General features: G+C 67.1%; 15 protein-coding genes and 2 pseudogenes. 5 read left to right on the top strand and 12 right to left on the bottom strand.

Going from position 1 to position 22,283, the window contains the following annotated elements:
- Positions 1–140: 140 nt before the first annotated feature.
- The 4 genes from ACFZDI_RS18735 to ACFZDI_RS18720 all read left to right on the top strand — a co-directional run bounded on the left by ACFZDI_RS18735 (position 141) and on the right by ACFZDI_RS18720 (position 4,571).
- The gene (locus tag ACFZDI_RS18735) at positions 141–1,808 is read left to right on the top strand and encodes a recombinase family protein (protein ID WP_391251771.1); all 1,668 of its coding nucleotides are present in this window, start codon (positions 141–143) and stop codon (positions 1,806–1,808) included.
- 828 nt (positions 1,809–2,636) lie between these two features.
- Positions 2,637–3,029: a hypothetical protein gene (locus tag ACFZDI_RS18730; RefSeq protein WP_391251769.1), complete on the top strand. Its 393-nt coding sequence runs from the start codon at positions 2,637–2,639 to the stop codon at positions 3,027–3,029.
- 116 nt (positions 3,030–3,145) lie between these two features.
- Positions 3,146–3,931 carry a hypothetical protein gene (locus tag ACFZDI_RS18725; protein ID WP_391251767.1) on the top strand — a complete coding sequence of 262 codons (786 nt, stop codon included), beginning with the start codon at positions 3,146–3,148 and terminating at the stop codon, positions 3,929–3,931.
- 289 nt (positions 3,932–4,220) lie between these two features.
- Positions 4,221–4,571 carry a hypothetical protein gene (locus ACFZDI_RS18720; RefSeq protein WP_391251765.1) on the top strand — a complete coding sequence of 117 codons (351 nt, stop codon included), beginning with the start codon at positions 4,221–4,223 and terminating at the stop codon, positions 4,569–4,571.
- Positions 4,572–4,768: 197 nt separating this feature from the next.
- Here the strand turns inward: ACFZDI_RS18720 and ACFZDI_RS18715 are convergent, their stop codons facing one another.
- Together ACFZDI_RS18715 and ACFZDI_RS18710 are read right to left on the bottom strand one after the other, a co-directional pair.
- Complete coding sequence (locus ACFZDI_RS18715; protein ID WP_391251763.1) at positions 4,769–5,326, bottom strand: hypothetical protein; 558 nt, start codon at positions 5,324–5,326, stop codon at positions 4,769–4,771.
- A gap of 714 nt (positions 5,327–6,040) precedes the next feature.
- Positions 6,041–7,192 (bottom strand): helix-turn-helix domain-containing protein, encoded by a 1,152-nt coding sequence (locus ACFZDI_RS18710; protein WP_391251760.1) that lies wholly within the window; start codon positions 7,190–7,192, stop codon positions 6,041–6,043.
- A 165-nt stretch (positions 7,193–7,357) separates the two neighbouring features.
- On the opposite strand from ACFZDI_RS18710, the gene ACFZDI_RS18705 reads away from it, so the two are divergent.
- Positions 7,358–7,657: a hypothetical protein gene (locus ACFZDI_RS18705; RefSeq protein WP_391251759.1), complete on the top strand. Its 300-nt coding sequence runs from the start codon at positions 7,358–7,360 to the stop codon at positions 7,655–7,657.
- A gap of 271 nt (positions 7,658–7,928) precedes the next feature.
- Here the strand turns inward: ACFZDI_RS18705 and ACFZDI_RS18700 are convergent, their stop codons facing one another.
- From ACFZDI_RS18700 to ACFZDI_RS18655, 10 genes and pseudogenes are all read right to left on the bottom strand, one after another.
- On the bottom strand, positions 7,929–8,192 hold the full coding sequence (locus ACFZDI_RS18700; RefSeq protein WP_391251757.1) for a hypothetical protein: 264 nt from the start codon (positions 8,190–8,192) through the stop codon (positions 7,929–7,931).
- Between the two features lie 184 nt (positions 8,193–8,376).
- Positions 8,377–9,081, bottom strand: a pseudogene (locus ACFZDI_RS18695) (ComEC/Rec2 family competence protein); the annotation flags it as partial.
- Between the two features lie 988 nt (positions 9,082–10,069).
- Positions 10,070–11,998 carry an AAA family ATPase gene (locus ACFZDI_RS18690; RefSeq protein WP_391251755.1) on the bottom strand — a complete coding sequence of 643 codons (1,929 nt, stop codon included), beginning with the start codon at positions 11,996–11,998 and terminating at the stop codon, positions 10,070–10,072.
- Positions 11,999–12,237: 239 nt separating this feature from the next.
- Positions 12,238–12,657 (bottom strand): hypothetical protein, encoded by a 420-nt coding sequence (locus ACFZDI_RS18685; RefSeq protein ID WP_391251753.1) that lies wholly within the window; start codon positions 12,655–12,657, stop codon positions 12,238–12,240.
- Positions 12,654–14,768 (bottom strand): integrase, encoded by a 2,115-nt coding sequence (locus ACFZDI_RS18680; RefSeq protein ID WP_391251751.1) that lies wholly within the window; start codon positions 14,766–14,768, stop codon positions 12,654–12,656. The genes ACFZDI_RS18685 and ACFZDI_RS18680 overlap by 4 nt, the downstream gene beginning before the upstream one ends.
- On the bottom strand, positions 14,765–16,531 hold the full coding sequence (locus ACFZDI_RS18675) for a hypothetical protein (RefSeq protein ID WP_391251749.1): 1,767 nt from the start codon (positions 16,529–16,531) through the stop codon (positions 14,765–14,767). Before ACFZDI_RS18675 ends, ACFZDI_RS18680 begins: the two co-directional genes overlap by 4 nt.
- Complete coding sequence (locus ACFZDI_RS18670) at positions 16,528–18,000, bottom strand: site-specific integrase (RefSeq protein ID WP_391251747.1); 1,473 nt, start codon at positions 17,998–18,000, stop codon at positions 16,528–16,530. The genes ACFZDI_RS18675 and ACFZDI_RS18670 overlap by 4 nt, the downstream gene beginning before the upstream one ends.
- A gap of 128 nt (positions 18,001–18,128) precedes the next feature.
- Positions 18,129–20,042 (bottom strand): annotated as a pseudogene (locus ACFZDI_RS18665) (ComEC/Rec2 family competence protein); the annotation flags it as partial.
- Positions 20,039–21,307: a helix-hairpin-helix domain-containing protein gene (locus tag ACFZDI_RS18660; RefSeq protein WP_391251745.1), complete on the bottom strand. Its 1,269-nt coding sequence runs from the start codon at positions 21,305–21,307 to the stop codon at positions 20,039–20,041. The gene ACFZDI_RS18660 and the pseudogene ACFZDI_RS18665, both read right to left, overlap by 4 nt.
- A 119-nt stretch (positions 21,308–21,426) precedes the next feature.
- Positions 21,427–22,272 (bottom strand): DegV family protein, encoded by an 846-nt coding sequence (locus tag ACFZDI_RS18655; RefSeq protein ID WP_391251743.1) that lies wholly within the window; start codon positions 22,270–22,272, stop codon positions 21,427–21,429.
- Positions 22,273–22,283 lie beyond the last annotated feature (11 nt).

Here is a 22,283-nt window from a genome sequence, read left to right as displayed (position 1 = left end):
CGTGCCGGGCGCGGGATGCCCGTACGAGTTTCCAAGGGGTCTCCGACTAGCAGTTCTAGGAGACACTCGTCATGGCGGCATCATCGCAGGTCAGCGCCTCGCATCCGTCTACCGGGAGACCGACCCGCTACCCGACCCCCGTGAACACTCAACTCAGGGGCGTGTCTGCGCTCCGCCTCAGCGTCCTGACTGACGAGACGACCTCCCCCGAGCGCCAGCGGGAAGCCAACAGGGGCGCAGCCGCATCGCTGAGCATCGATCTGGCCGACCGTGAAGCCGTTGATCTTGGCGTATCCGCCAGCAAAACCACGCCGTTCGAGCGCCCTGAATTGGGTGCCTGGCTTCGTCGCCCGGATGACTTCGACGCCTTGGTTTTCTGGCGATTTGATCGCGCCGTTCGATCCATGGACGACATGCATGCACTGTCGCTTTGGGCACGTGAACAGCGGAAAATGATCGTGTTCGCTGAGGGCCCTGGTGGGCGGCTGGTTCTGGACTTCCGCAACCCGCTGGACCCCATGGCTCAGCTTATGGTCACCCTTTTCGCGTTCGCCGCGCAGATGGAAGCGCAGGCAATTCGCGAGCGGGTGACCAGCGCGCAGGCAGCAATGCGGACCATGCCCCTTCGCTGGCGCGGCTCACGTCCCCCATACGGCTACATGCCCGCACCGCTGGAAGGCGGTGGCTGGACGCTGGTTCAGGACCCGGATGCCGTGGCAGTCCTTGAGCGCATCGTCAAAGAACTCATGGGAGACCCGAGCAACGGCGTATCAGGAAAGAGCCTCGCAGCAATCGCGCGCGGGTTGAACGCGGATGGCATTCCGTCATCCCGTGACCACTGGAGTCTCAAACAGGGTCGGAAGACTGGCGGTAAAACCGGTGGCAAGGCTGGCGAGACTGTCATTCGCGGTCGCTTTGCCTGGCGACACAACGCCATCAAGGAACTGCTGACCAGCGAGCGGCTGTTGGGCTGGAAGCTCACTGACAACAAACCGGTACGTGACAGCGAGGGTGCGCCTGTCATGGCTACCGCCGAACCGATCCTGACCCGTGAGGAATTCGACGCAATCGGCGCGGTGCTCGCTGGGCGTTCCGTCGACAACAAGTCTGCGGATCGGGTGGACACCGTGGCGCTATTGCTCCGAGTCATTCACTGCGCCGGCTGCGGTGAACGCATGTACTTGAACCGTCCGTCTGCCAACAGCAAGAGCACCAGCAAAACGGAAACCTACAAGTGCGGTGCGACCATCAGGGGACACAAATGCGCGGCCCCGTCCATCATCAAACGCGAGTGGGCTGAGGAGTACGCAAAGGGTGAATTCCTGCGAATGCTGGGCGCGCTGGAAGTCACGCAGACTCGCACCATTCCCGGGTATGACCCTCAGCCAGAGATTGACGCCACTCTCGCTGAATTCGAAGCACACCAGGAACAGCAAGGGCGACAGCGCAGCAGTGCAGCAAAGGCAGCCTGGCAGCGACACGCAGACGCTCTTGACGCGCGACTCGCTGAACTTGAGACCCGCGAAAAAGTTGAGCCCCGCATCGAGGAAACCCGGACGGGCAAGAGTTACGCGGATATCTGGGCGAAAGCTGACACAGCCGGAAAGCGACAGCTTTTGCAAGAAGCTGGCGCGCATCTGAGCGTCAAGCGTGGCACCAGGGGGCGACAGACCAAGTTGGACGAGCGACGCGTGGAATTCAGCGTACGAGACCCGTTCTTCGCTAGTGCAGCGTACACAGCAGCAGACGCCGAAGCGGAAGAGGCTGCATGGGAATGGGAGGCGCGCCGCACGGCATCAGCAAAGTGACACGGCAGTGAAAATGGCGCAGGCCCGGACAGATCTTGGCGGATAGACCGGGCCTGCGTCCTCAACAGAGGAGACAGCAGTATGACACGCGCAGAGTTCCTGGCTCAGGCGGAGGAAGAAAGAGCAGCATGGGAACGCGAGTTCGAATTTAGAGCGATATCGAGTCAACTCGACAAACTGTATGAGCGGCAGGCGGCTGGAGACGTAAGCACATACGTGGCGCAGCGCGTTGACCGATTGGAACGCGTTCAGCAGTGCTTGATGGGGCAGCCGCAGATGCTTGCTGGCTAGGCCCCTCAGCGCCCCTCTCAGCCCCGTTCGGGCGTCCCATGCGGGATTGCTCGGGCGGGGCTCTTTCATGCCCTCAGGCAGGCGCGTACGGCACGCGGGCGAATAGCGCTCTTTTTGAGGTCGACCTAGCCGACAGCGGGACAGCGAAGTGACGAATAGAAGCCTAACGAACAAGACTAGCAACCCTCTGACCTGCACATAGTGATGAAGTGACGAAATGACACGCACTCCACATCTCTATAGGGATCTCTATGCAAAAGCCGAAGTGGGGTGCAGATCGTCACTACGTCACTTAGGTAACCCTCACTCGAATCAACGCCCCCAGGCAATCCACTCGCTACCTACCTAGTAGAGGCAGCGACAGGTAACCGACTCGCTATCTCTCCAGTACAGGGATGCAGATGCCGCCAGCATTGATCACGCGCCCACCCAGAGACCAAGCCCCTGCGGCTGCGTCGAGTTCGTTCACCCTTCCTGGCGGCAGGGGTTCGGCTCCGCAGTTGCAGGGGCTTTTCTGCGTCTAGGAGGCATCCCGCTGTGGCTACGCCTGACTACAAGCTTGCGCACACCCGCGTAAGGAGTCGCTACGGACCGGCAAAGAACTGGTTCTGTGCGTTCTGCGGACTGAGCGCTGACCACTGGGCCATTGACCATGACTCGCCTGATCTCCAGCGCGACGAAAAGGGCCGTGCTTACAGCCTGGACCCGGACCACTACGTGAGTCTCTGCCGTCGCTGCCACGGCGCGTATGACAAGCACGTTGCCCAGCACGGAACGACCGGACTCCTTCAACTGCTGGAACGGCTTTGGGATTCGGCCTCAGACGAACAGCGCGATGCAAGCCGGAAGGGCATCCTCAGTTCGATCGGCTGCCTGCTACGAATCGGCTACCTGCGCCCCGGACGCGATCGGGCCTATAGACAGCGCTGACGCTCGCACTTGGCAGGTACGACTTTCGTAGGTCGCAGCCCTCAGCCGGCCAACAGTGCCGGACTCCCCTAGGGACAAACCCCTAGGCCTCAAGCGGGGAGCCTAACCCCGCAGAAATGGAGAACATCATGTCCACCCCTATCAGCCCCGCTGACCTTATGGTTCAGGCGAACGACCTGAGCCCGGTGGTCACCGCCGCTCAGCGCGCTGTAGTTGAGAACAGCAAGGGTATTGACGCCGATCAGGCATCGCGCATGGCAACCACGCTGATTGACGCCGCCCGCAGTGCACAGCGCACCCTTGCTGACACGCGGAAGTACCCTGCTGGTCGTCGCGCTGAGGCCGATGAAATCCTGGTCAAGGCTGAGGGCGAGTACAGCGAGTGGCGGCAGACTTTCGAACTGGTCGAAGCTGTCTATCTCGCAGAACTCCGAGTCTCGCTGTTCAAGGCTCCGACCGGCACTGACGCCCTGATCGCGCGTCAGGATGCCGAGCAGGTTCTTCGGCGCCGTGACATGTCGCTGCACGACGTATTCCGCACGCTGGTCAGCGCGGGTGGCCCTGTGGCGCAGCTTGCCATCTCTCCGTGGCTTGAGCTTGTGGCTACGGGTCGTGGCGCTGACGCTAAGGCGCTGCGCGCTGTCGCTGAAGAGGACTTCCTTCAGCAGGCTGCGGCGAAGGGGGATGACACGGCGCGCAAGATGCTGGATGCCCCCACCGCGTATACCAAGGTGCGCATTGCAGTGGACAAGATTGCGTCCGAGTGCCTGGCTGTGAACCGGTCTGCTTTTGCTCAGCGAGCCATGTCCTGGGGCAGTGAGGCGCCCGAGATGGCTGCCGAAATACGGGCCCTAAAGGCGCAACTTGCGCGAGCCCAGGCAAAGTCTCCCCAGGAAGGCTGACACCGATTGCAGGGGGGCCGGGTGCGCTGAGCGCGTACCTGGCCCCCCACCTCTGTGCGTACAGGGCTCCGCTGGTGGATGGGCTGGGCACGACACAGGCTCACGCGCTGTCACTCACGCTGAGTGAACGTCCCTGATGTCCGAGTTGCCCGGTAGGGGTGGGGATGGACCCCTTACCCCCTAGGGGAGGTTGAACGCGGGGGAGGGCTCTGAGGTGCGCGCCCTATTTCAAAGGCTCAATCGCGCGATACAAAGCGTGATACATAATCACTCTCAGTAAGGAATCCACGTGATCAGCACGACTCGCCGGGGCAATTACGCACCCCGCCAAGACAAGATCCAACCAATCCTCATAGACGCTGTGTGCACTCTTCCGGTTCCGCCTCTGCCTGCTGGGCGCACTTGGACTGACCGCGAATGCCAGCGCTGGCAGGAACTTTGGACGTCATCCGCTGCAAATTTGTGGGCTGAAGACGTCGTTGGCATCGTCGCTGTCTACGTCGTCCTGGAATCTCAGTTCCTAAATGGACGCATCAGCGCGGGCGTCCTCGGCGAATTCCGGCAGATTGCCGAACAGCTTGCACTTACGCCTGCCTCCCGCATCCGCCTGAACATCCGAATTCGCGAGGCCGGCGAATGACCCTGACACCCCGACAGCAAGCCATGGCAGCCGCTCGCGCCGCCAAGGAAGAACAGGCAGACCAGCGCAGACCATTTGGCCCCTGGGGCGAGCGTGATAGCTCGGCTTGGCCCGTGTGTGAGCGCCACAACTTCGGCGTTCAGCCTGGCACTTCCTGTCTGCTCTGTCGGATGAAGAACGGTTAGAACTGCCCCGCGCTAGCTCAAGCTGCCATCGTCGTCCAAAGCGGCCTGCGCAAGGGATACAAACTGACTCAAGGTACGACTGTACCGCTTGCTCGCGCTGGTGACTTTCTGGGTGGTGAACTGCCAGGTGCGCTGCTCTGTCTCCTGGCGTTCAGCCAGGACCGCCGATAGCGCGACCGCATACTTGAACAGCTCGTCGCTCAATTTAGCAAGGCTCAAAGCGACTTCGCCGACATTCTTTGGACCAGCGAGCGCCACTTCAACGGCCAGCTTCTCCACAGCCACTTGCTTTTGGAGAAAATCAGGTATGTCTTCATCGCGAAGTAGCAAGTCCTCGGGCACTTCGATGTCGAAAAACTCATAGTGTCCAACCATCTTTTCGAAGGCTGTGGCCGCGCCTAGTAGCTCCCTGTACAGGGAATGGCGAGGCTCTCTGCGCTCTCGACGATGTTCTGAGCGGGCAGCGATACGCGCCCCTTCCCGCTGAGCCCAACCTGTCGCCAGGGCCGCGCCAATCGTCGCCACCGACCCCGCCAACGCCCCTAGCACTGCTGCCAATCCCGCATCCATGGCGCCATCTTTCGCAGCAGGCGCAGGCCGGTCAAGGGCTCCCTGGTCGGGCCTCAGCCGGCCGATCGAGGCCCATACCTGAAAGGGCGTCAGATGACCAAGCCAAGAGACCTACTCGGCGCACTCGCCCTAGTCGCTGCGCTCGTCGCCACTGCATCCGCTGAGTACCAACTAGCCCGCGCAGCCGGATTCGGGGAGTTCACAGCGGGATGCGTGCCTGCGGCCCTAGATGTGTACGCGCTGCGTGCATTCAGCGTCCGGCGGGATGTATCCGCTGTCGTCGCTGCGCTGATCGTGACGAATGCACTGGCGCACTTGGCGAGTTCAGGCCTGCTGCCGGTCGGTGTGCCCCTGGTCGTCGCTGTCAGCGCGATAGCCCCGCTGGTTCTCTGGCGCGTGAAGGCCCTGAGCGCCCCTGTGAGCGTCCCGCAGCCTGAGTCAGCACCCGAGACTGCCCCTGCGCCTACTGAGTCGGCAGAACGGCATACAGAGCCCTCGCCGCCTGAGCCTGCTGACCCATTGCTGCCAACTGCGCAGCGAATGCAGCGGGATGCGGGGAAGCTGCCAACCCTGCGCGCACTCCAAAGCGAACTGCGTGTTGGTCAGGCGCGAGCACAGCGCATCCGAGCCGCACTCGCTGCCACATAGACAGAGCCCTGATCCTGAGCCGCACTGGCCCGGGGTCGGGGCTCTTCGGCGTATGCGGCGTTACTGCTACCGCTCGATAGCCTTTAGCCCCTGGTACGCCTCTCGCAGGTCTGCGCTCTCTGGCAGTTGCTTAGCCTCAACAGCCTTGACAACTTCCAGCGCACGCCAGTGATTACTAGGCACCACCTTGCCGGACAGGATGGCTTTCTGGGCTGCGTCGCAGGCTTCGTCAAGTCGGCTCTGTTCGAGCAGGACTAAAGCCAGATCAATATTCGCCGAAGCTACGCGCCTAGGCCACCTAGTCACATCGTCGCTGGGGCTGAGCCTGGCAATCACTTCCCGCGCGTAGGGTTCCGCTGCTGCATCGCCGAGCCATGCAAGGGTTGTCGCTGTGTAGGAAAGCGATTTGGCGGGGTCATACCGGTAATGGTGCTCTGGCGTATCCGGCGTGCCCAGCGCAGCCGACATGTCCTGTACGCGCTTGATCGCTGAGTAGGTCTCTTTCCCCTCGCCCAGCCTTGCGTGCGCCCTGCCCTCTTGCGCTGTCGCCTGAATCAGCGCGGAAGTACCGGCCGGCGCAATGTCCTGCGCTGTACGAGACAGCTCAACAGCCTGCACGTAGTCGCCATCGGTGAGTACGCGCCACGCTTCTGTTTCGTAGCACCATGCTTCAATCTCGCGCTGTCCTGCTTCCCTGGCGAGCGTGGCAGCAGTTTCCAGCCGGGCCGTAGCAGCGTCGTCCTGCATAAGGTCGATATGAACCGTGGCGCCCAGCAGCGACAGCCATCCGCCGACAACCAACAAGCGCCGGTGCTCGGATAGCGTCTTTTTCCCGTCCAGCAGTTTCACGACGTACGCCGAGTGTTTGCGCACCTGCCGCAGCAAGTCAGCGGGGTCAGCCTTGGGGTAGGACATGGCCAAGTGATCGAACGCGTGCTCAAGCCGTTCCAGCGTGGCATTTCCTACGTCGCTGGCCTGCACTCGCCGGGCAAGCTCCCAAGCGTCCAATTCGTCATCGTGCTGCTTGCTGTCCTCAGCGCTGAACGACAGACCGAGATACTCATTAACCGCCTGGATCAGCTCAGCGGATGGCGCCTGTTTACCGCTGAGTACGCGGCTCAGGTAGGCAACGTCGTAATGGAGTTCCTTGGCTGCGCCCCTGAGGCTCTTCCCCTGCGCTTTGAGTGCGCTGCGTACCTCGGTCCCGAAGTCCATCATCGTCCGCCCGTTGGCCGTTGACTGTTGACTCCCAGCCTAGTCAACGCTGGTCAACTGCCCTACTGATGCGCTGAATCGGTTGAGTCGACAGACACAACGAAGGACCCCCGAGCCACACGGCGGCGTGACCCGGGGGCATGGACCACCTGATGAGAGCAGGCAGCCATGACAGAGACTACGGCGCGCAATGTTGACAGCGGAATGGCGCTGAGAAGCGAAAAGGTCACAGCGGCTACGCCCCTGCCGAAGGGGTGGGGGTCGTTCTGCTCGACACCCGACAGCCGTCACCGGTCGCACTGGTACGCAACAGCGCCATGGGACGTGTTCGCCCTCAAGGAGGAATACGGGCCTGAGGCGCAGTACCTGACTCAGATGGTTGATGCCCCCACGTGGACCGAGCTGCATAAGCAGGTGGCTGCTCAGGTGACGATCCGCGAGTCACTGGGCCGTGGCGACGACTGCTGAGCCGTATCACCCGAAGCCACGCGCCGGACGAACACCAGGCGAAGCACCCTGGACCCTGTGGAAGCACGGTGACCTGTGCGGGTGCTGCGCTGGCCACCGTGAAATCTGGTGTGAAGGCTGCTGCGGATTCGGTGGCTGTCGGCTCTGCGGGTGGACTGAGAGGCTTCCCTGCCCTGTGTGCGTTGGCGGAAGCGCTGAGCCTGTCCGCTGGTGAGACTGCCCCGTAGCGCCCTGGGAAGTTCCTGAGAGTCGCTACGGGGCTTTCCGTTGCTCAGCGCTGACCTAGAGCCGCGCGCAAGGCCTCTTCCAGTGCCCGTGCCGCTGGGGAGTTCAGCCGTTCCCCTCGAAGCTCTGCGACATGGGCAACCTCCCTCACGCGCACCGCCAACTGTGCAATCAGCGAGCAGAGTTCATCGCGCGAGGCTTCCGGACGCTGAGACATGGCCAGCGCGTAAACGGCATCGTTGCGGGCCGTACTGATGGTGTGATCTTCGGTGCGGTCGCGCAGTTGCTCAGCGCCGCTAGGCTCAGTCATGCCGACTCCAACCAGTCGGTAGGCCCCGGTAGGAAGCTCTGACCCTTCCTGCTGGGGCACTTTCGTTTCGACCTGATCAGCGTACGGAAATCCGTGTCCCCTGAGGCGCCCTGAAAACGGCTGCGCCTAACCCCTGTTGCCCTGGTCTTGCAGCAGATGTATGGCGCTGACCAGGGCAGACGTGTTAGAACTGGAAGTCACGACCCTTTGGGTTGTCCGCGCCGCAGGAGATGAGTGCCAGCCGCGGAGCCACCCGGCGTATGAGACCCGGGTCCTGGTAGGCCGAGCCGTGGTGGGCGACCTTCAGCACGTCCACGCCCTCCAGCGCCTCGGCCGCCGGTGAGCGGGCCAGTGCCCGCTGCGCCGGGGGCTCCAGATCCCCGAGGAGGAGCAGGCGCAGTCCCGCCGTACGGACCAGCAGGGCGACGCTGGCGTCGTTCGGCCCCTCCGGCACCGGGTGGGCCGGAAGCACCCCCGGAGGCATCCCGGGAAGCCCTTGAGGCGGCGAGCCGGGCGACGGGTCCGGGGGTGGGCTCGGGGGCGGCCAGACCACCTGCCACGACAACTCCCCGGCCCGCCGCTGCTCCCCGACCGCTGCCGTGGTCACGGGAATCCGCCGCGCCGTCGCCAGCCTGCGTACGAACGCGGCCTGGTCGGCCGGTTCCTCGAAGCCCGTCGTCTCGATCGCGCCCACCGCCCGTCCACGCAGCACCCCGGCCAGCCCCGCGACGTGATCGGCGTGGAAGTGGGTGAGCACGACCAGCGGGATCCTGCTGATGCCCAGTGAGCGCAGGCAGTGGTCGACGAGCTGGGGGTCGGGTCCCGCGTCCACCACGACGCCGGCTCCCTCGCCCGCCGCGAGCACCAGGGCGTCGCCCTGCCCCACGTCTTCTCTGTCAAGTTCTGCTTGTTGAAACCAACCGGAAGATCGCAGGCGACGTTATCTAGGTGCGACGGACCTCTGTGCAGCTCAGGGGCTGGCGATGCACCGATCAGACTCGACGGCGGCCGGCGAGCATGGACGACGCCAGAGCAGCTCGCCCGGCTGCAGCACGCCCTCGACGCGGCGGCACGGCGCCGGAAGCGGGCCGAGGCGGCGTGCGGCCCGTGGGGCAGCTGCACAGGTAAAGAAGGTAAAGGATTAGGAGCCCCTGCTCCGTCAAGGTAGAGGCTCCATTGCTTACCAATTCCCATGCGACTGACCGGTGTTCAAGGGCGAACAAGATCGAATTCGCAGAGGTGTTCCGAACCTATCCCTCATGCAACTAATTGCAGCGGGAACACTTCGAACTTTCTCAAGTGTTGGAGTCATTGACGCCGCTTTTGCACCCAGAAACGGAGGCCCCCCGACCCTCGCGTGGAGGTGTCTTGTCCAAGAAGAACTCTGCGGGACGTCAAGAAAGTTCCGCTGCTCACGATTCTAAGCCCGAGGCCCCTCGGCGGACCAGCGCTCTTGGCGTGCGCGGTCGTGTCGACCAGTGACAGAGCCGAGCACCTCGACAACAAGGAGTGATGCCTATGAGGCAATGAACCTTATTCGGAAGTCCCATCGTCCTCAAACAAACAGCGCGCCGCTGAGGCGGTCGAGAGTGAGGTGATCAATATGCGCTGGGGAGAACTCGGTATCGCCGTATTGGGTGCTGTGATCGGACACCTGATCTTCTGGTTGATCTTCGCGAATCTCGTCCCGGCGTTGGCGGCCTGACCCATGTGACCATCTGCTTGCCCGGCGGAGACACATGACCCAGGCGCGCCAAGCCGACCACCGGTAAGAGCAATCCTAGGAGGTGGTCTAAGGCGAGCCTAGCGCTCGCCAGTAGGGCGGTGCAGCTAGCCTGCACCGCCCTACATCTGTGGTATTCGATCAACCTCTCAGCTCAGCGCTTAGGGATCAGGGAGTTGAGTCGGGTGAAGAGCTGATCGGCTCGTGCGATCGTGGCCGGATTGATCAGCGGCGTCAGGGTGGCCTGCTCGCGGAGGAGAACGGCCGCCGGCTTGTAGTGGTTGAACCGCGCCGTGATGTTCCGCTTCTTGAACTCGGCCTCGATCTGGCGGACAACGCGGGGGTCCTTGGCGTTGAGGTCCGCTGCCGTGATCGGGGTGGTGAGCTCGGCCGTGTAGGCGCGGTTGACCAGTTCCAGGTAGAAGTCACGGTCGAAGAGGTCCTCGACGTCGGCGTCAGCCGCGCTGGTGAACTCGCTGATCTCGACGAGGCCGTTCTTGGCGAGCTGGCCGTTGTCCCGGAGGCGCTGGATGGCGCCGACGTCCTTGGTGCTGGAGTCGACGAGGACCGCGACGTTCAGTTTGTTCGCACCCAGGAGGGTCACGAAGGTGGACAGCTTCCCCGATCCGCCGATGGGGGTCTTCACCCAGCGGGGGTCAAGCCCGGTGGAGCCGTTCGCCTCGGCGATCTCCGTGAGGACGTCCAGGTAGATCAGGTCACTCGGGCCTTCGAGGAGCAAGACGTGCTCGCCCACGAACAGCGTCTGGGTCATCTCGATCCCCATCGCGGTCAGCAGCGGGAATACGGTGTCCTCGTCGGCCTTGAAGATTTCCGAGGAGACCTTCGCGCCGCCGCGTTCCAGGTCGATGACCGTCCGGACCCTCTGGATGTGGTCGGGATCGACCATGAACGGGGAGTGCGTGGTGTAGAGGACCTGATGCTTGGGGGCCAGCCGCTCGTCGATCAGACGGAGCAGGTCCGCCTGTGCTCGGCCGTGCAGGGACAGGCCCGGCTCGTCCAGCAGCAGGATCAGGTCCGTGGTGCGTGCGTCCTCCAGCTCGTTGAAGTAGGCGAGGAAGCTGAAGAACCAGACGAAGCCGCGGGAACGGTCGTCGAAGGGGACCGATGCCTTGTGGCGGGTGTTGAAGACGCGGACCTGGAGGATCGGCCCCTCGTTGAAGGGCGGCTGGGCCCCGGTTTCGGGGGTCAGGACCTTCAGCTGGACTTCCAGCTCCTTGTTCTGCGACCAGTAGTCGAAGACCTCTTCCGAGATGACGTTGCCCGCGTTCTCCAGCTCACGGATGAGCCGTTCGTGCTGACCGGAGTCCTGGAAGTCCTCTGGTGAGACTCCCGCCATGTCCAGCAGGCTCAGCAGAGCGCGCTCGCCGCGCTTGAGGTCTCCCGAGTCCCGTCGCCGGATCAGCTCGGGCAGCGAGACCTTGCCGGGCATCGTGTCGTAGTCCGCGAAGTAGACGAACTTCGGCATGAGCGGGGCAGCATACTTGTCGATCAAGTACGAGCCGAGATCGCAGTCGCGCCAGCCCCGGATGCGGTCGGCCAGCGCGGATGCCTCGGACGGGAGCTCGTCCAGTGCGTCGAGGGCGTCGAGAAGGTCCTCGATCGTGTTCGCGCCGCCGATGGCCTGGGCGGCCGCGGCCGGCAGGTCCAGGGCGGAACGCAGGTGGTCGACGACCGCAGCCTCGTTGTAGTGGAGCTCGAAGGTCTCCTCGTCGTCCCGGTAGCCGATGACCACCTCGAATTCGGGGTTCCTCAGGGCCTTCGGGCCGAGGTCCTCCTCGATGGTCTTGATCTCGGTGTCGTCGAAGCGGAACGTCGCCTGGACCACGGGGATCTTCTGGTCGGCCGGGAGCTTCTTGCGGTCGCGGGTCTTTCGGGCGGGGAAGTCGACTACTTCGTCGAAGGAGGCGGGCTCCACGGGGTTGAGCCGGAAGAGCGCCTGGAGGAGCGTCGTCTTGCCCGACTCGTTCTTCCCGACGAAGCAGGTGACGTCGTTCTCGACGTCGAATATGGAGGAGTCCTCGATGGAGCGGTAGTCGGTGATACGGGCCTTGATCAGTTGCACTGTGCTGTGGGTCCTTCCTCGTTTCCAGCGAGGTGGCCCGGCGTGCCGGATCGAGAGGCGATGATCACAACGACATGACGCCAAGTGCCTTCGGCGTTGTGTTCGAGGTATGTTCCAGATGCCAATCAGGAGAGACCCCGGTGCCCGTCGACCTCGACGCCGCCGGGGTCCTCTTTTGAGCTAGATCTGAGGGTAACCCCCGGCACTGACAGTGCCGTACGAATTGTCTTCGAGCGTGATCACTGCGTCGGCGGCCGCGGCTGCGTCGGAAGGACGCGCAGGTTGCTCGGCGGTTCGGTCAGCTGGAGCCGGAGCTGACGGTTCTCCATCACGACCTGGTGCAGGGCGCCGACCAGTGCCTCGTTGTCGGTCTTGAGGCGGTCGATCTCCTTCAGCGCCTCCGCCCGGAGCTCCTTGGCCTTGACCAGCTGCCGTCGGAGTCGCTTCTCGCTGTCGGGCATCTCGCCGCGGGCGCGGACCTTCTCGTAGAACTCGTTCTTGAGGTCCAGGTGCCGTTGGGTGAGGGCATTGCGGGGGACGTCGGCCTCCGTCGCGAGGGCGACGATGGTCAGTGCTCCGTTGGACCGCTGCGGGGTTCCGCTGAGGATGCGGTCCATGGCCGCGCGGATGCGTTCGCGTTCGTCGGCTGCGGGGCTCATGCGGGTGCCTCCGAGAGGGTGATCCGTTCGCGGTAGTGCTTGTCCGCGAGGTCGCGCAGGCCGGCGGCATGGTCCCGGAGCCGTTCGGCTAGGGGGCCGGGGACGAGTTCGCCGGTGGCCTGCTTGTCGAGCTCGTCGGCCTTGAGGACGAGCTGGGCCGCGTGCTGGTCGGTGCGGGCGATGTTCGCGCAGGTCGACACGCAACGCTCAAGCCTGGGGGTTTCCTGGCTCCCCCGGAGCCGACAGAGCGCCTTGTCGGGGTTATAGACGCAGGTCAGGAAGGCATTCGGGTTGTCGTGAACGGCCAGGGTGGGGTTCGTCAGGAGCTTGCGGGCCTGTCGGGTGGTGAAGATGACGCCTTCGAAGGCGGGGGCCTGACCGGCGGCGAGGATGGCCCGCCGTGCGGCCGGTCCGGAGATCCCACTTCCGGCGGCCCGGTCTGCGGCGAGGGTCGCGAGGGTGTCGGCGGTTGCTCTGGCGGTCTCGATGTCGAGCAGGTCGTGGATGCCGTCGCGGCTGCGGGAGGCATAGCCAGCGCTGACGGCGGTGCGCATGTGGCCGTACTGAATCGCCAGGGCGATCAGCCCTCCCGGGCGGCGGGCGATGTGCCAGGCCAGGGTGCGGCGGAAGCGGCCCGTGCCGATCGCGCCGTGCGGGTCCGGTGGAATGGCCTCGTGCGGACGGTCCAGGCGGTGGGCCAGCTGCGAGGCCCAGGTCACGAAGTGCTCCACTCTCTCTCGCAGGGTCTCGGCGCGGAGCGCGACCTTGGTCCGCTGGCCGAAGCCGCCGAACTGGTGGAATTGGCTGCCGAAGAGGAGTTCCCCGGCGGGGACGACCCGCTCCAGCACGCGTATGGCGGAGACGACCGGGGCGATGGCGACCCAGGGGACGTCCCGCAGTTCACCGGTGGAGAGGTGGTTGCCGTCCTCGTCGACGGCCGTCTTGTAGACGTGTCCGTGGATCACGTGCCGCTGGCCGGGCTCGTCGGGGTCGGGGCAGCATCCCGACCGCAGGCCGAGTACTTCGCCGGGCCGCATCCCGGTCAGGTAGGTCAGGACGATGAAGCAGGCCGTGCCCAGGTGGCGCATGAGCAACGGTGCCTCGTCGAAGTCGATGTCCTCGGTCCATCTCGCTTCGCCGACCGTGCCGTTGATGGGCGAGGGCAGCGGGCATGCGCCCGGATGGGCGGCCAGATACTCCTTCCACCGCTTCCGCTTGCTGGTTGCGATGTTGATCTGGGCCAGGGCCGAGTCCGTGAGGCCGGCGATGTAGAGGGACGCGGCCAGCCGCCGCCCGTTGACGTTGATCGTGGGCATCGGCCGACGGTGCTCGGCCAGCTCGGCGAGGTAGGCGTTCAGGCGGGCCAGGCCCTCCTTGCTCCGCGGGGCCGTCTTCGCGGCCGTGGTCAGCCGCCGGTTCTCGGCCCAGGCGGCCAGGATGTCCTCGGCGAAGTCGTCAACCACCCGCAGGGCCCAGATCAGCAGCGGGCCCATCGTCTCCGGGCTGATTGCTTCGGTGAGGTTCTCACCGCCGGCCGACGCGGCGGGGAGGAAGTCGTCGATCCCCTCGCGTTCCCAGGGCGGTTCGGGGATGTTCAGCGGGAACGGGCTGGTCCGGTCGAACATCCACAGCCGTGTGAGACCGATCAGGTCGGCGCTGACGGTGTTGCGGTTTGCCTTCTTCTTGCGGTTCAGCGACAGCGCATAGCCGCGGAAGTGTTCGTCGGTGCAGGCCACCAAGCTCGTGACGCCCTGCTTGTTCAGCCAGATCGCGAACCGCCTCCACTGCAAGACCGTGCGATAGATCGTGGCCGCCGACTGTCTCGTCCGCATCGAGGGAGGACGCCCCTCCAGGAAGATGTCAGGCAGCGCGATGTTGATCATCAGCCAGGCCAGGTAGCGGCACTCCTCGCGCATCGATGCCGGGAAGGGTTTCCAGAGGACTCGGACCCGTTCCGTGCTCGGGTTGGCGTTGATCGGGTCCGTCGACCAGGCGTCGTCACCGTAGCGGGAGACCGGCCCGGTGTAGCCGTCGACGAACAGGTCTTCGGGGATGACGGGGGTGTCGGAGGCCGGGATGGTCAGGGGAATCTCGGCGGTCAGCGTGCTCACGAGTCGAAGTGTCCGTTCAGAAGGTCGTCGATGATCTGCCGGTCCCAGTCGCTGACCCGCTGCTGTGCCTGCTTCCAGACCTCGGTGCCGAGCCGTTGCCGCAGGTCTTCCAGCCGGGCATGGGCGTCGTACCAGTCCGCCATCCAGGTGGCCGGGTCCAGGACACTGCGGAGGTTTGCCAGGGCGGCGTGCAGATGGGCGAGCCGGGGGTGGTTGCTCGGTGTGACCCGGGCGTTCGGGCAGGCGGTGCAGAGCAGGAACGATGCCCCGCAGCCCGCGCCGGGCGGCGTGAACGGACTGTGCTCGAAGTCCGAGCACGACACCGTTGCCGTCTCCTGCTCGCCGGCCTGCGGAGCATCGGCGAGCTGGGCCTGCAGCACGGTCCGGCGGGCCGCCTCGACGGCGTCACTCACGCCGTCCGCGATGACGTCGGCCGCGGCCTCCTGGACCTGGGGCTCAGGCAGCACATAGACACGGTCGTGGGTGTCCTGGGTGTTCTGGCCGGGCTCGCGGCGGTGCACCACGTTCACGGTCTTGCGGCCCCGCCGCAACACCTTGCTCGGCAGTCCCTGGCCTTGTGCCCAGAGGGCGGCCGCGGCTGTGTCGGCGCCGAGCCCGAACGGGCCCAACCGGATCAGTTCGCCGACCGAGTTGGTCGCCGCCTCGCTCTTGTTGCCCTTGCTCCTCCAGACCAGCAGGCGGTCGATCTCGGGGGCCCGGTCCGCGACGTATGCGCGGGCGTGGGCCGTGGCCTCCAGGGCGTCCGAGATCAGTCGCCCGGGCGAGTCGACGCCGTGGTCGGTGATGTTGCGCGACTCGAAGTGGTGCCCGGCGTGACGGCGGCGCTTCTCCAGCTCCAGCCGGTAGACCTTCGCTCCGCTCTTCTCTCCGGAGTCGGGGACGGCCCGCGGGACTCGCATCTCGGACATGGTGGTGCCGTTGAAGCCGAACTCCGTGACCAGCAGAACTCCGAGCGCGGCCGCCTCCAGCCGCGTCAGGAACAGCCGTTGCCAGGTGTGCTCTGGCCTCCCGCCGCCCAGCACTCTCGCGTAGTGGGGAACGATTCCCCGTGTCCTGCCGTTCGAGCTGGTCCGGCGGGGCAGGTCCCCGGTCCGTGCCAGCAGGTTCAGTGCCTCGCCGACCTCCCACTCCTTGCTGCCTCGGACGAACTCGCCGTTGCGCCAGGCGTTCAGGTACTCGGTGTTCTCGCGGATCCGCAGCAGCGCGGACCTGAAGGTCCGACGGGCCTCGGTCTTGATCCTGCGGAACTCGTGCGGCTCGAAGGCTCTCTCCTGCACCTTCGGTTCCGGCAGGCGTCGGGCCATTACCGCCCTGACCTCCTGCGGCAGGCGGCTGTCGGCCCGTAGCAGCTGCTGCGTGACCATGATCTGGTCGTAGCCGGTCTGTGCCTTGGTCTTGCGGCTCAGCCGCCAGGCCGACCACATCGCGGCCGTCAGATCCGGGACGTCCGTCGGCGGCTTCTCCTGGCTGGACAAGAACTCGCCCAGGGCACTCAGGTGCCGCCACGTGCCCTCGCTCGTCCTCAGTGACGTCCAGGCGCCGTTGGTGCACTTCTCTGCGAAGAGCACCGCCAGCGAGCGCTGCATCGCCGCAGCCATCGGCAGCAGCCCGAAGTCGTAGGCACGTGTGGTGCCCTGCTTGGTGGTGTGGCGTACCACCACGTCGCCCGGGTCCTCGCCGAGAACAGGGGGACGGCGAAAGGGCGTCGTGGGCAGTGCAGCCTTGCGGCCGCGGCGGCTCATGCCGACACCGCCGGGATGAGCTTGGCGTCGATGTCCTGGATGCCCTCGCTCTCCTCGGCGATCCGCGCCAGCAGCGAGGTGACCCGGTCCTGGGACCACCCCCCGCCGCCACCCTCCACCGGCTCGGGCTCGGCCATCAGCGACCGCAGCTGCAGGTCCGAGACGGGCGCGAGGTAGATCTCCCGCGTCGTCTCCAACTGGGCATGTCCCAGCAAGTCCTGGACCATCCTCCACGGGTCTCCATAGAGAAGCCGGAAGTCCCGTCTCTCCTCCGGTGTCAGCCCCATCCGCAGGTCAACGACGTGGTGGAGGACCACCAGCATGAACAGGGCGAAGGAGTGCCTGGCCATGTGCGGGGTGCAATACGGAGGTTCGGCGACGACGCCGTCCAGCACCTCGGCGCATCTCAGTGAGGCAGTGCGAAAGACGTTCTCCCACGACGCCGGGCGGAACGGCAGACCGGACTCGTTCAACCACAACCACAGCGGTTCCGGCCCCGCCGGGCCTTCGATGAACATTGTCATCCGCTCGGCCACGTCTGCATCGGACAGCGGCGTCCGCCCCTCGACTCCGTCCTGGTCCCGCCAGTGCAGCACCTTCTTTCGCAGACCCGCGACCTTCGTGACCAGCCGCATCTGCGGCAGACTCTCGTAGCGGCCCTTGGCCTGGGCCCGGCAGATCGCGTCCGCCCGCGACGACTCCATGTAGCCCTCGACGCCGCCGACCACCGGCGCCGCGGCGTAGAAGGTGCGGGCCCGCTTCGACTTCGTCACCGCCGGCGCCAGGCGCCCCGAGTAGTAGCGGGCACCGCCCAGCCGCGTGCGCGGCATCTCGATGGTCAGCAGCGATGCCGCCTCGGTCAGCCGCATTCCCGACGACAGCAGCAGGTCCGCGAAGGCCGCGTTGCGGTCCTCCAGCCGCCCCACCCAGTCCGCCGCCGGCACCCCCTGGGCTGTGTAGCCGCGCAGACCAATGTTCACCCACAGGCGGAACGTCCGCGGCGTCAGCCAGTGGACATCGCTGGTTTTGGCGTCCTTCGCCCGTGCCTGCGGAACCCTGATCACCTCGCCGGTGCGGGCGATGACGTCGCGTATCAGCACCGGATTCCGTATGACGTACTCGCGCCGCTCGGCCCACTCGTAGAGGCGGGTTAGCGCGGCTAGTCCCCGGTTCCAGCGGGACCCGCCGACCTTTCCCGGGTTCGCGCTGGCCCGGGTCCGCCAGTACTCGAAGTCCGCGAGGTCGTCGTCGGTGGCCTGGTTCCAGACCTTGCCCCGGCCCCAGAGGAAGTCGAAGAACAGGCAGTAGTCGTCCGTGTAGTTGCGCTTGGTCTCCGGTGCCAGCTTTGCGAACCCCGACCGGCACAGGTACAGGCTCAGCAGTTCGTCGATCCGGTAGTCCGGCGACAACATGATCGGGTCTCCCGGATGGATCCCGAGCCGGTCCTCACGGTCGGACAGGTCCTCCATCCCCGCAAGTACGGGTATCCGATCCGCTGGTATCGATCGCCGCTCGGGTACCCAATACACCTGCCATCGCACGTGCTCCACCTGTCAGTTGGGTGTCATCAACACGCTCATCCAATAGGGAATCGCCGGCACATCACCAGCCGCCAGCCCGGCGGCGGCCAGCCCGTGACCACCCGGGTCAGCGGAGGCGGCTGCACCACCACCAGAGCCAGCACCACTGCGCACAGCCCGCACCACCATGGATGCCCGAGCAGCCGCCGCCCCACGAGCACCAGGGCCAGGATCACAGCGAGGAGCAGCGCCGCCCCCGTCCAACTGCCCGGCCAGTCCACTCCGCCGCCCGGCAGCGACGCCCCGGCCCGGGCGATCCGCGCGATCCACGAGGCCGGCCAGTGCGCGCACCACGCCAGCGCCTTGGCCACGGGCATCGCCACCGGCGCCGTCGCCAGTGCCGCGAACCCCAGCACGGTCGCCGGCGCGACCGCGAACTCCGCGAGCAGATTGCACGGCACCGCCACCACGCTCACCCGCGCCGACAGCACGGCCACGACGGGCGCGCACAGCGCCTGCGCTGCCGCGGCCGCACCCAGCGCCTCGGCCCACCTCGGCGGCACCCCGCGCCGCCGCAGCCCGGCACTCCAGCGCGGCGCGAGCGTGAGCAACGCACCGGTCGCCACGACCGACAGCAGGAAGCCGTAACTGCGCGCCAGCCACGGGTCGTACAGCACCAGCAGCAGAACCGCCGTGGCCAGCGCCGGGATCATCGACCTCCGGCGGCCGGTCGCCAGGGCGAGCAGTGCCACCGCTCCGCAGGCCGCGGCCCGCACCACGCTCGGGTCCGGTCTGCACACGACGACGAACCCGAGCGAGAGCACGCCCCCGAGCACCGCCGTCCCGCGCAGGGAGATACCGAGCCGCGGCGCGAGCCCCCGCCGCTCGGCGTGCTGCGCAAGACCCGGCGGCCCCAGGAGCAGCGCGAGCAGAATCGTGAAGTTTGCCCCGGACACGGCCAGGGTGTGCGTGAGGTCGGTCTCCTTGAAGGCCTCCTCCAGCTCCGGTGTGACCCGCGAGGTGTCCCCGACCACCAGACCCGGCAGCAGCGCCCGGGCGTCCGCCGGCAGCCCGTCGGTCGCCTCGCGCAGCCCGGCACGCAACCGTCCGGCGAACCGCTGCGGGCCCGAGGGCTCCCCCACCACGTGCGGTTCGTCCGCGTCCCGCACCCGCAGGACCGCCGCCACCCGGTCGCCGCCGGTCATGGCGGGCGCCAGCCGCCCCGCGACCCGCAGCCGCGTCGACGGCAGCAGACCGAGCCACGGCGACCGGCCCCGCCCTGTGGCCGCCCGGCCGGGTGGGGCCGGGTCCACGTCGACGATCATCAGCACCGGTGCCCGTGTGATCACCGCCGTGCCGCCCGCCTCGTGGACGCGCCGCACGGCGGCGTCGATCAGCACGGCCGTCGGAGCCACGTGATCGCCCCTGACCCTGGGCCGGGTGAGCCGCGGGTCGGACGTCACCTCGACCTCGGCGGTCACCGTCGCGTACGCCCGCGCGAGGCCGGGCACGGGCCCGCGGCGCAGATCCGCACCGTGCAGCCCGGCCGAAGCAGCCGCCGCAGCGACGCACAGCAGCACGGCGGCGACCGTCGCACGCGGCCACGACGCGACCCGGTACCGGGCGACCCGGTGCCCCCGGGCCTGGTGCCCCGCGACCCGGCGCCCGGCGGCCCGGCGCTGCGCGACCCGGTGTCCCTCGACCCGGTGGCGAGCGGCCCGGTGCCACCCCGCAAGAGGCAGCAGTCCGACGGCCGCCAGACAGCCGATCACCAGGCCCACCGCCCACTTGGGCGATGCGCCCAGGACCAGCGCCGACGTGCCCCAGGCCGCGAGGGCGGGCGGCACGAGCCGCAGGTCCGTCGGGCCTTCCTGGCGTGGCCGGGCCGTGCCGAGACGCGTGCCGGAGGAGGCGTGCACGGACGACCTGACTGGGCGGAGACCGGCAGCGGCCTCGTCCGGTCGTGGGGACGGGCCGGGGAGGCTCCTCATGGCCGTACGAGGGCGCGCAGGTCGGCGAAACGGCGGTCGCCGATGCCGTTCACCTCGCGCAGCTCGTCCACGGAACGGAAACCGCCGTGCTGGGTCCGGTAGTCGATGATGTGCTGCGCCAGCACCGGACCGACGCCGGGCAGGGTGTCGAGCTGGTCGGCGGTGGCCGTGTTGAGGGAGACCGGAGCCGCCGGTGCGGCCGCCCCGCCCGCCGCCGCACCGGGGGCGCTCCCGGCGGCACCGGCCGGGCCCCCGGGAGCCGTGCCGCCCGTCCCCGGCCCACCGACGGGACCCGGTGCCCCGACGATGACCTGCTCGCCGTCGACCAGGAACCGCGCACGGTTCAGCCCGTCGGTGTTCGTGCCCGGCTTCACCCCGCCCGCCGCGTGCAGCGCGTCCGCCACCCGTGAGCCGGGCGGCAGCCGGTGGATGCCCGGGTCCCGGACCTTGCCCCCGACGTCCACGACGATCTCGCCCGCGCCCGCCCCGGTCTTCACCGGCCCGGACGAGGCCCCGGCGGACGTGCCGGCGGCGCCCGGATTCCGCTGCTCACCGGCCGGACCGCTCTCCTGCCGCTCCCCGTACGGCACGGCGGCCCGCACCACCTCCGGCGGCTTCACGGACTGCGTCCGCCCCGTCCAGAAGTGCTGCACGGCGAAGGCCGCCGCGACGACGAGCACCACCGTCAGGGCCAGCACGCTCCGTCGCTCCAGACCGCACCTGGTCTGCAACCACAGCGGCATCCGCTCCCGCAACGCCAGACCGGCCCGCTCCCGCCACACTCCCTCCCCGCCGCGGCCACCCCCGCCCACCGACTCGGAGAGGACGCCCACAGGCTGAACGACAGTCGGCCCAGGGAGGTCGCCCACAGGCTGCACGACGCTCGGCTCGGGGCAGACTCCCCCAGGCCGCACGACAGCCGACTCGGCGAGGACGCCCACCGGCTGGGCCGCGGTCTCCTGAGCACCACCCCACCACCGGCTCTCCTCATCCCCGGAAGAGCCCGGCGGCCCCTGCCCCGACTCCCGGTGCCCCGGGGGCCGTTCGACCGGCTCGGCCCGTCCCGGGAACCCCGTCGGCCCGCTGTGCCCGTCGAACAACACCCCCGCCCGCCGCCGCAGTTCCTCCGCGGAGTCCTGACGCTGCCGGGCCCGCCCGTGCGCGGCCGGCCGACGTCGGCGATGACGGACGCGCCCGTCGGACGCCGGCCCTCGGCCCGGCCCACTGGTCGCGGTCGCTGTGCGTGAACGTGATCGAATTGCCATGCGACGAGGATCGGCCACCTCGCCCCACTCGCGATGATCTTGGTCGATTCCCGGGGACACCACGCCCGTTGTGGAAAACCCCGCCACTCACACGGGTGGACGCGGCCTCGCAGCAACGTTCACCGGGGCGAAACGACAACTCCCAGCAGCCCGGGCCCCGTATGCGCCCCGATCACCGCGCCGACCTCACTGACATGCAGATCGGCGAGCCCCGGCACCCGGGTCCGCAGTCGGTCGGCGAGGGCCGACGCACGGTCCGGGGCGGCGAGATGGTGGACGGCGACATCGACCTGGGCGCTGCCCGCGCGGTCGGCCGCGATCTCCTCGAGGCGGGCGATCGCCTTGGACGCGGTCCGCACCTTCTCCAGCGGTTCGATACGGCCGTCGGCCAGCTGCAGCAGTGGCTTCACCGCGAGGGCCGAGCCCAGCAGCGCCTGCGCGGCGCCGATACGGCCGCCGCGCCGCAGGTAGTCCAGGGTGTCGACGTAGAAGTAGGCGGAGGTGCCCGCGGCCCGCTTCTCCGCGGCGGTGACGGCCTCGTCGACCGTCCCGCCCGACTCCGCGACCTGCGCCGCGGTGAGCGCGCAGAAGCCGAGCGCCATCGCGATCATGCCCGTGTCGACCACCCGCACCGGCACCGGGGCCTGCCGCGCGGCCACGACGGCCGCGTCGTAGGTGCCGGAGAGTTCGGCGGAGAGGTGGAGGGAGACGATGCCGGTGGCGCCGGACTCGGCGACCTTGCGGTATGTCTCCTCGAAGACCGCGGGAGCCGGCCGCGAGGTGGTCACGGAGCGCCGCTTCTGCAAAGCCTGGGCGAGGGCGCGGGTCGAGATCTCGGTGCCCTCCTCCAGCGCCCGGTTGCCGAGGACCACGGTCAGGGGGACCGCCGTGATGCCGTGACGCTCCATCGTCCGGGCCGGCAGGTAGGCCGTTGAATCGGTGACGATCGCGACATGGCGGGACATGAGCTGGAGGT

This window comes from Streptomyces sp. NPDC007907 (assembly GCF_042959365.1).
Taxonomy (GTDB): Bacteria; Actinomycetota; Actinomycetes; order Streptomycetales; family Streptomycetaceae; genus Streptomyces; species Streptomyces indiaensis.
Note: the sequence above shows the minus strand (reverse complement) of the source record. Positions and strands in the feature narration are given on the sequence as shown.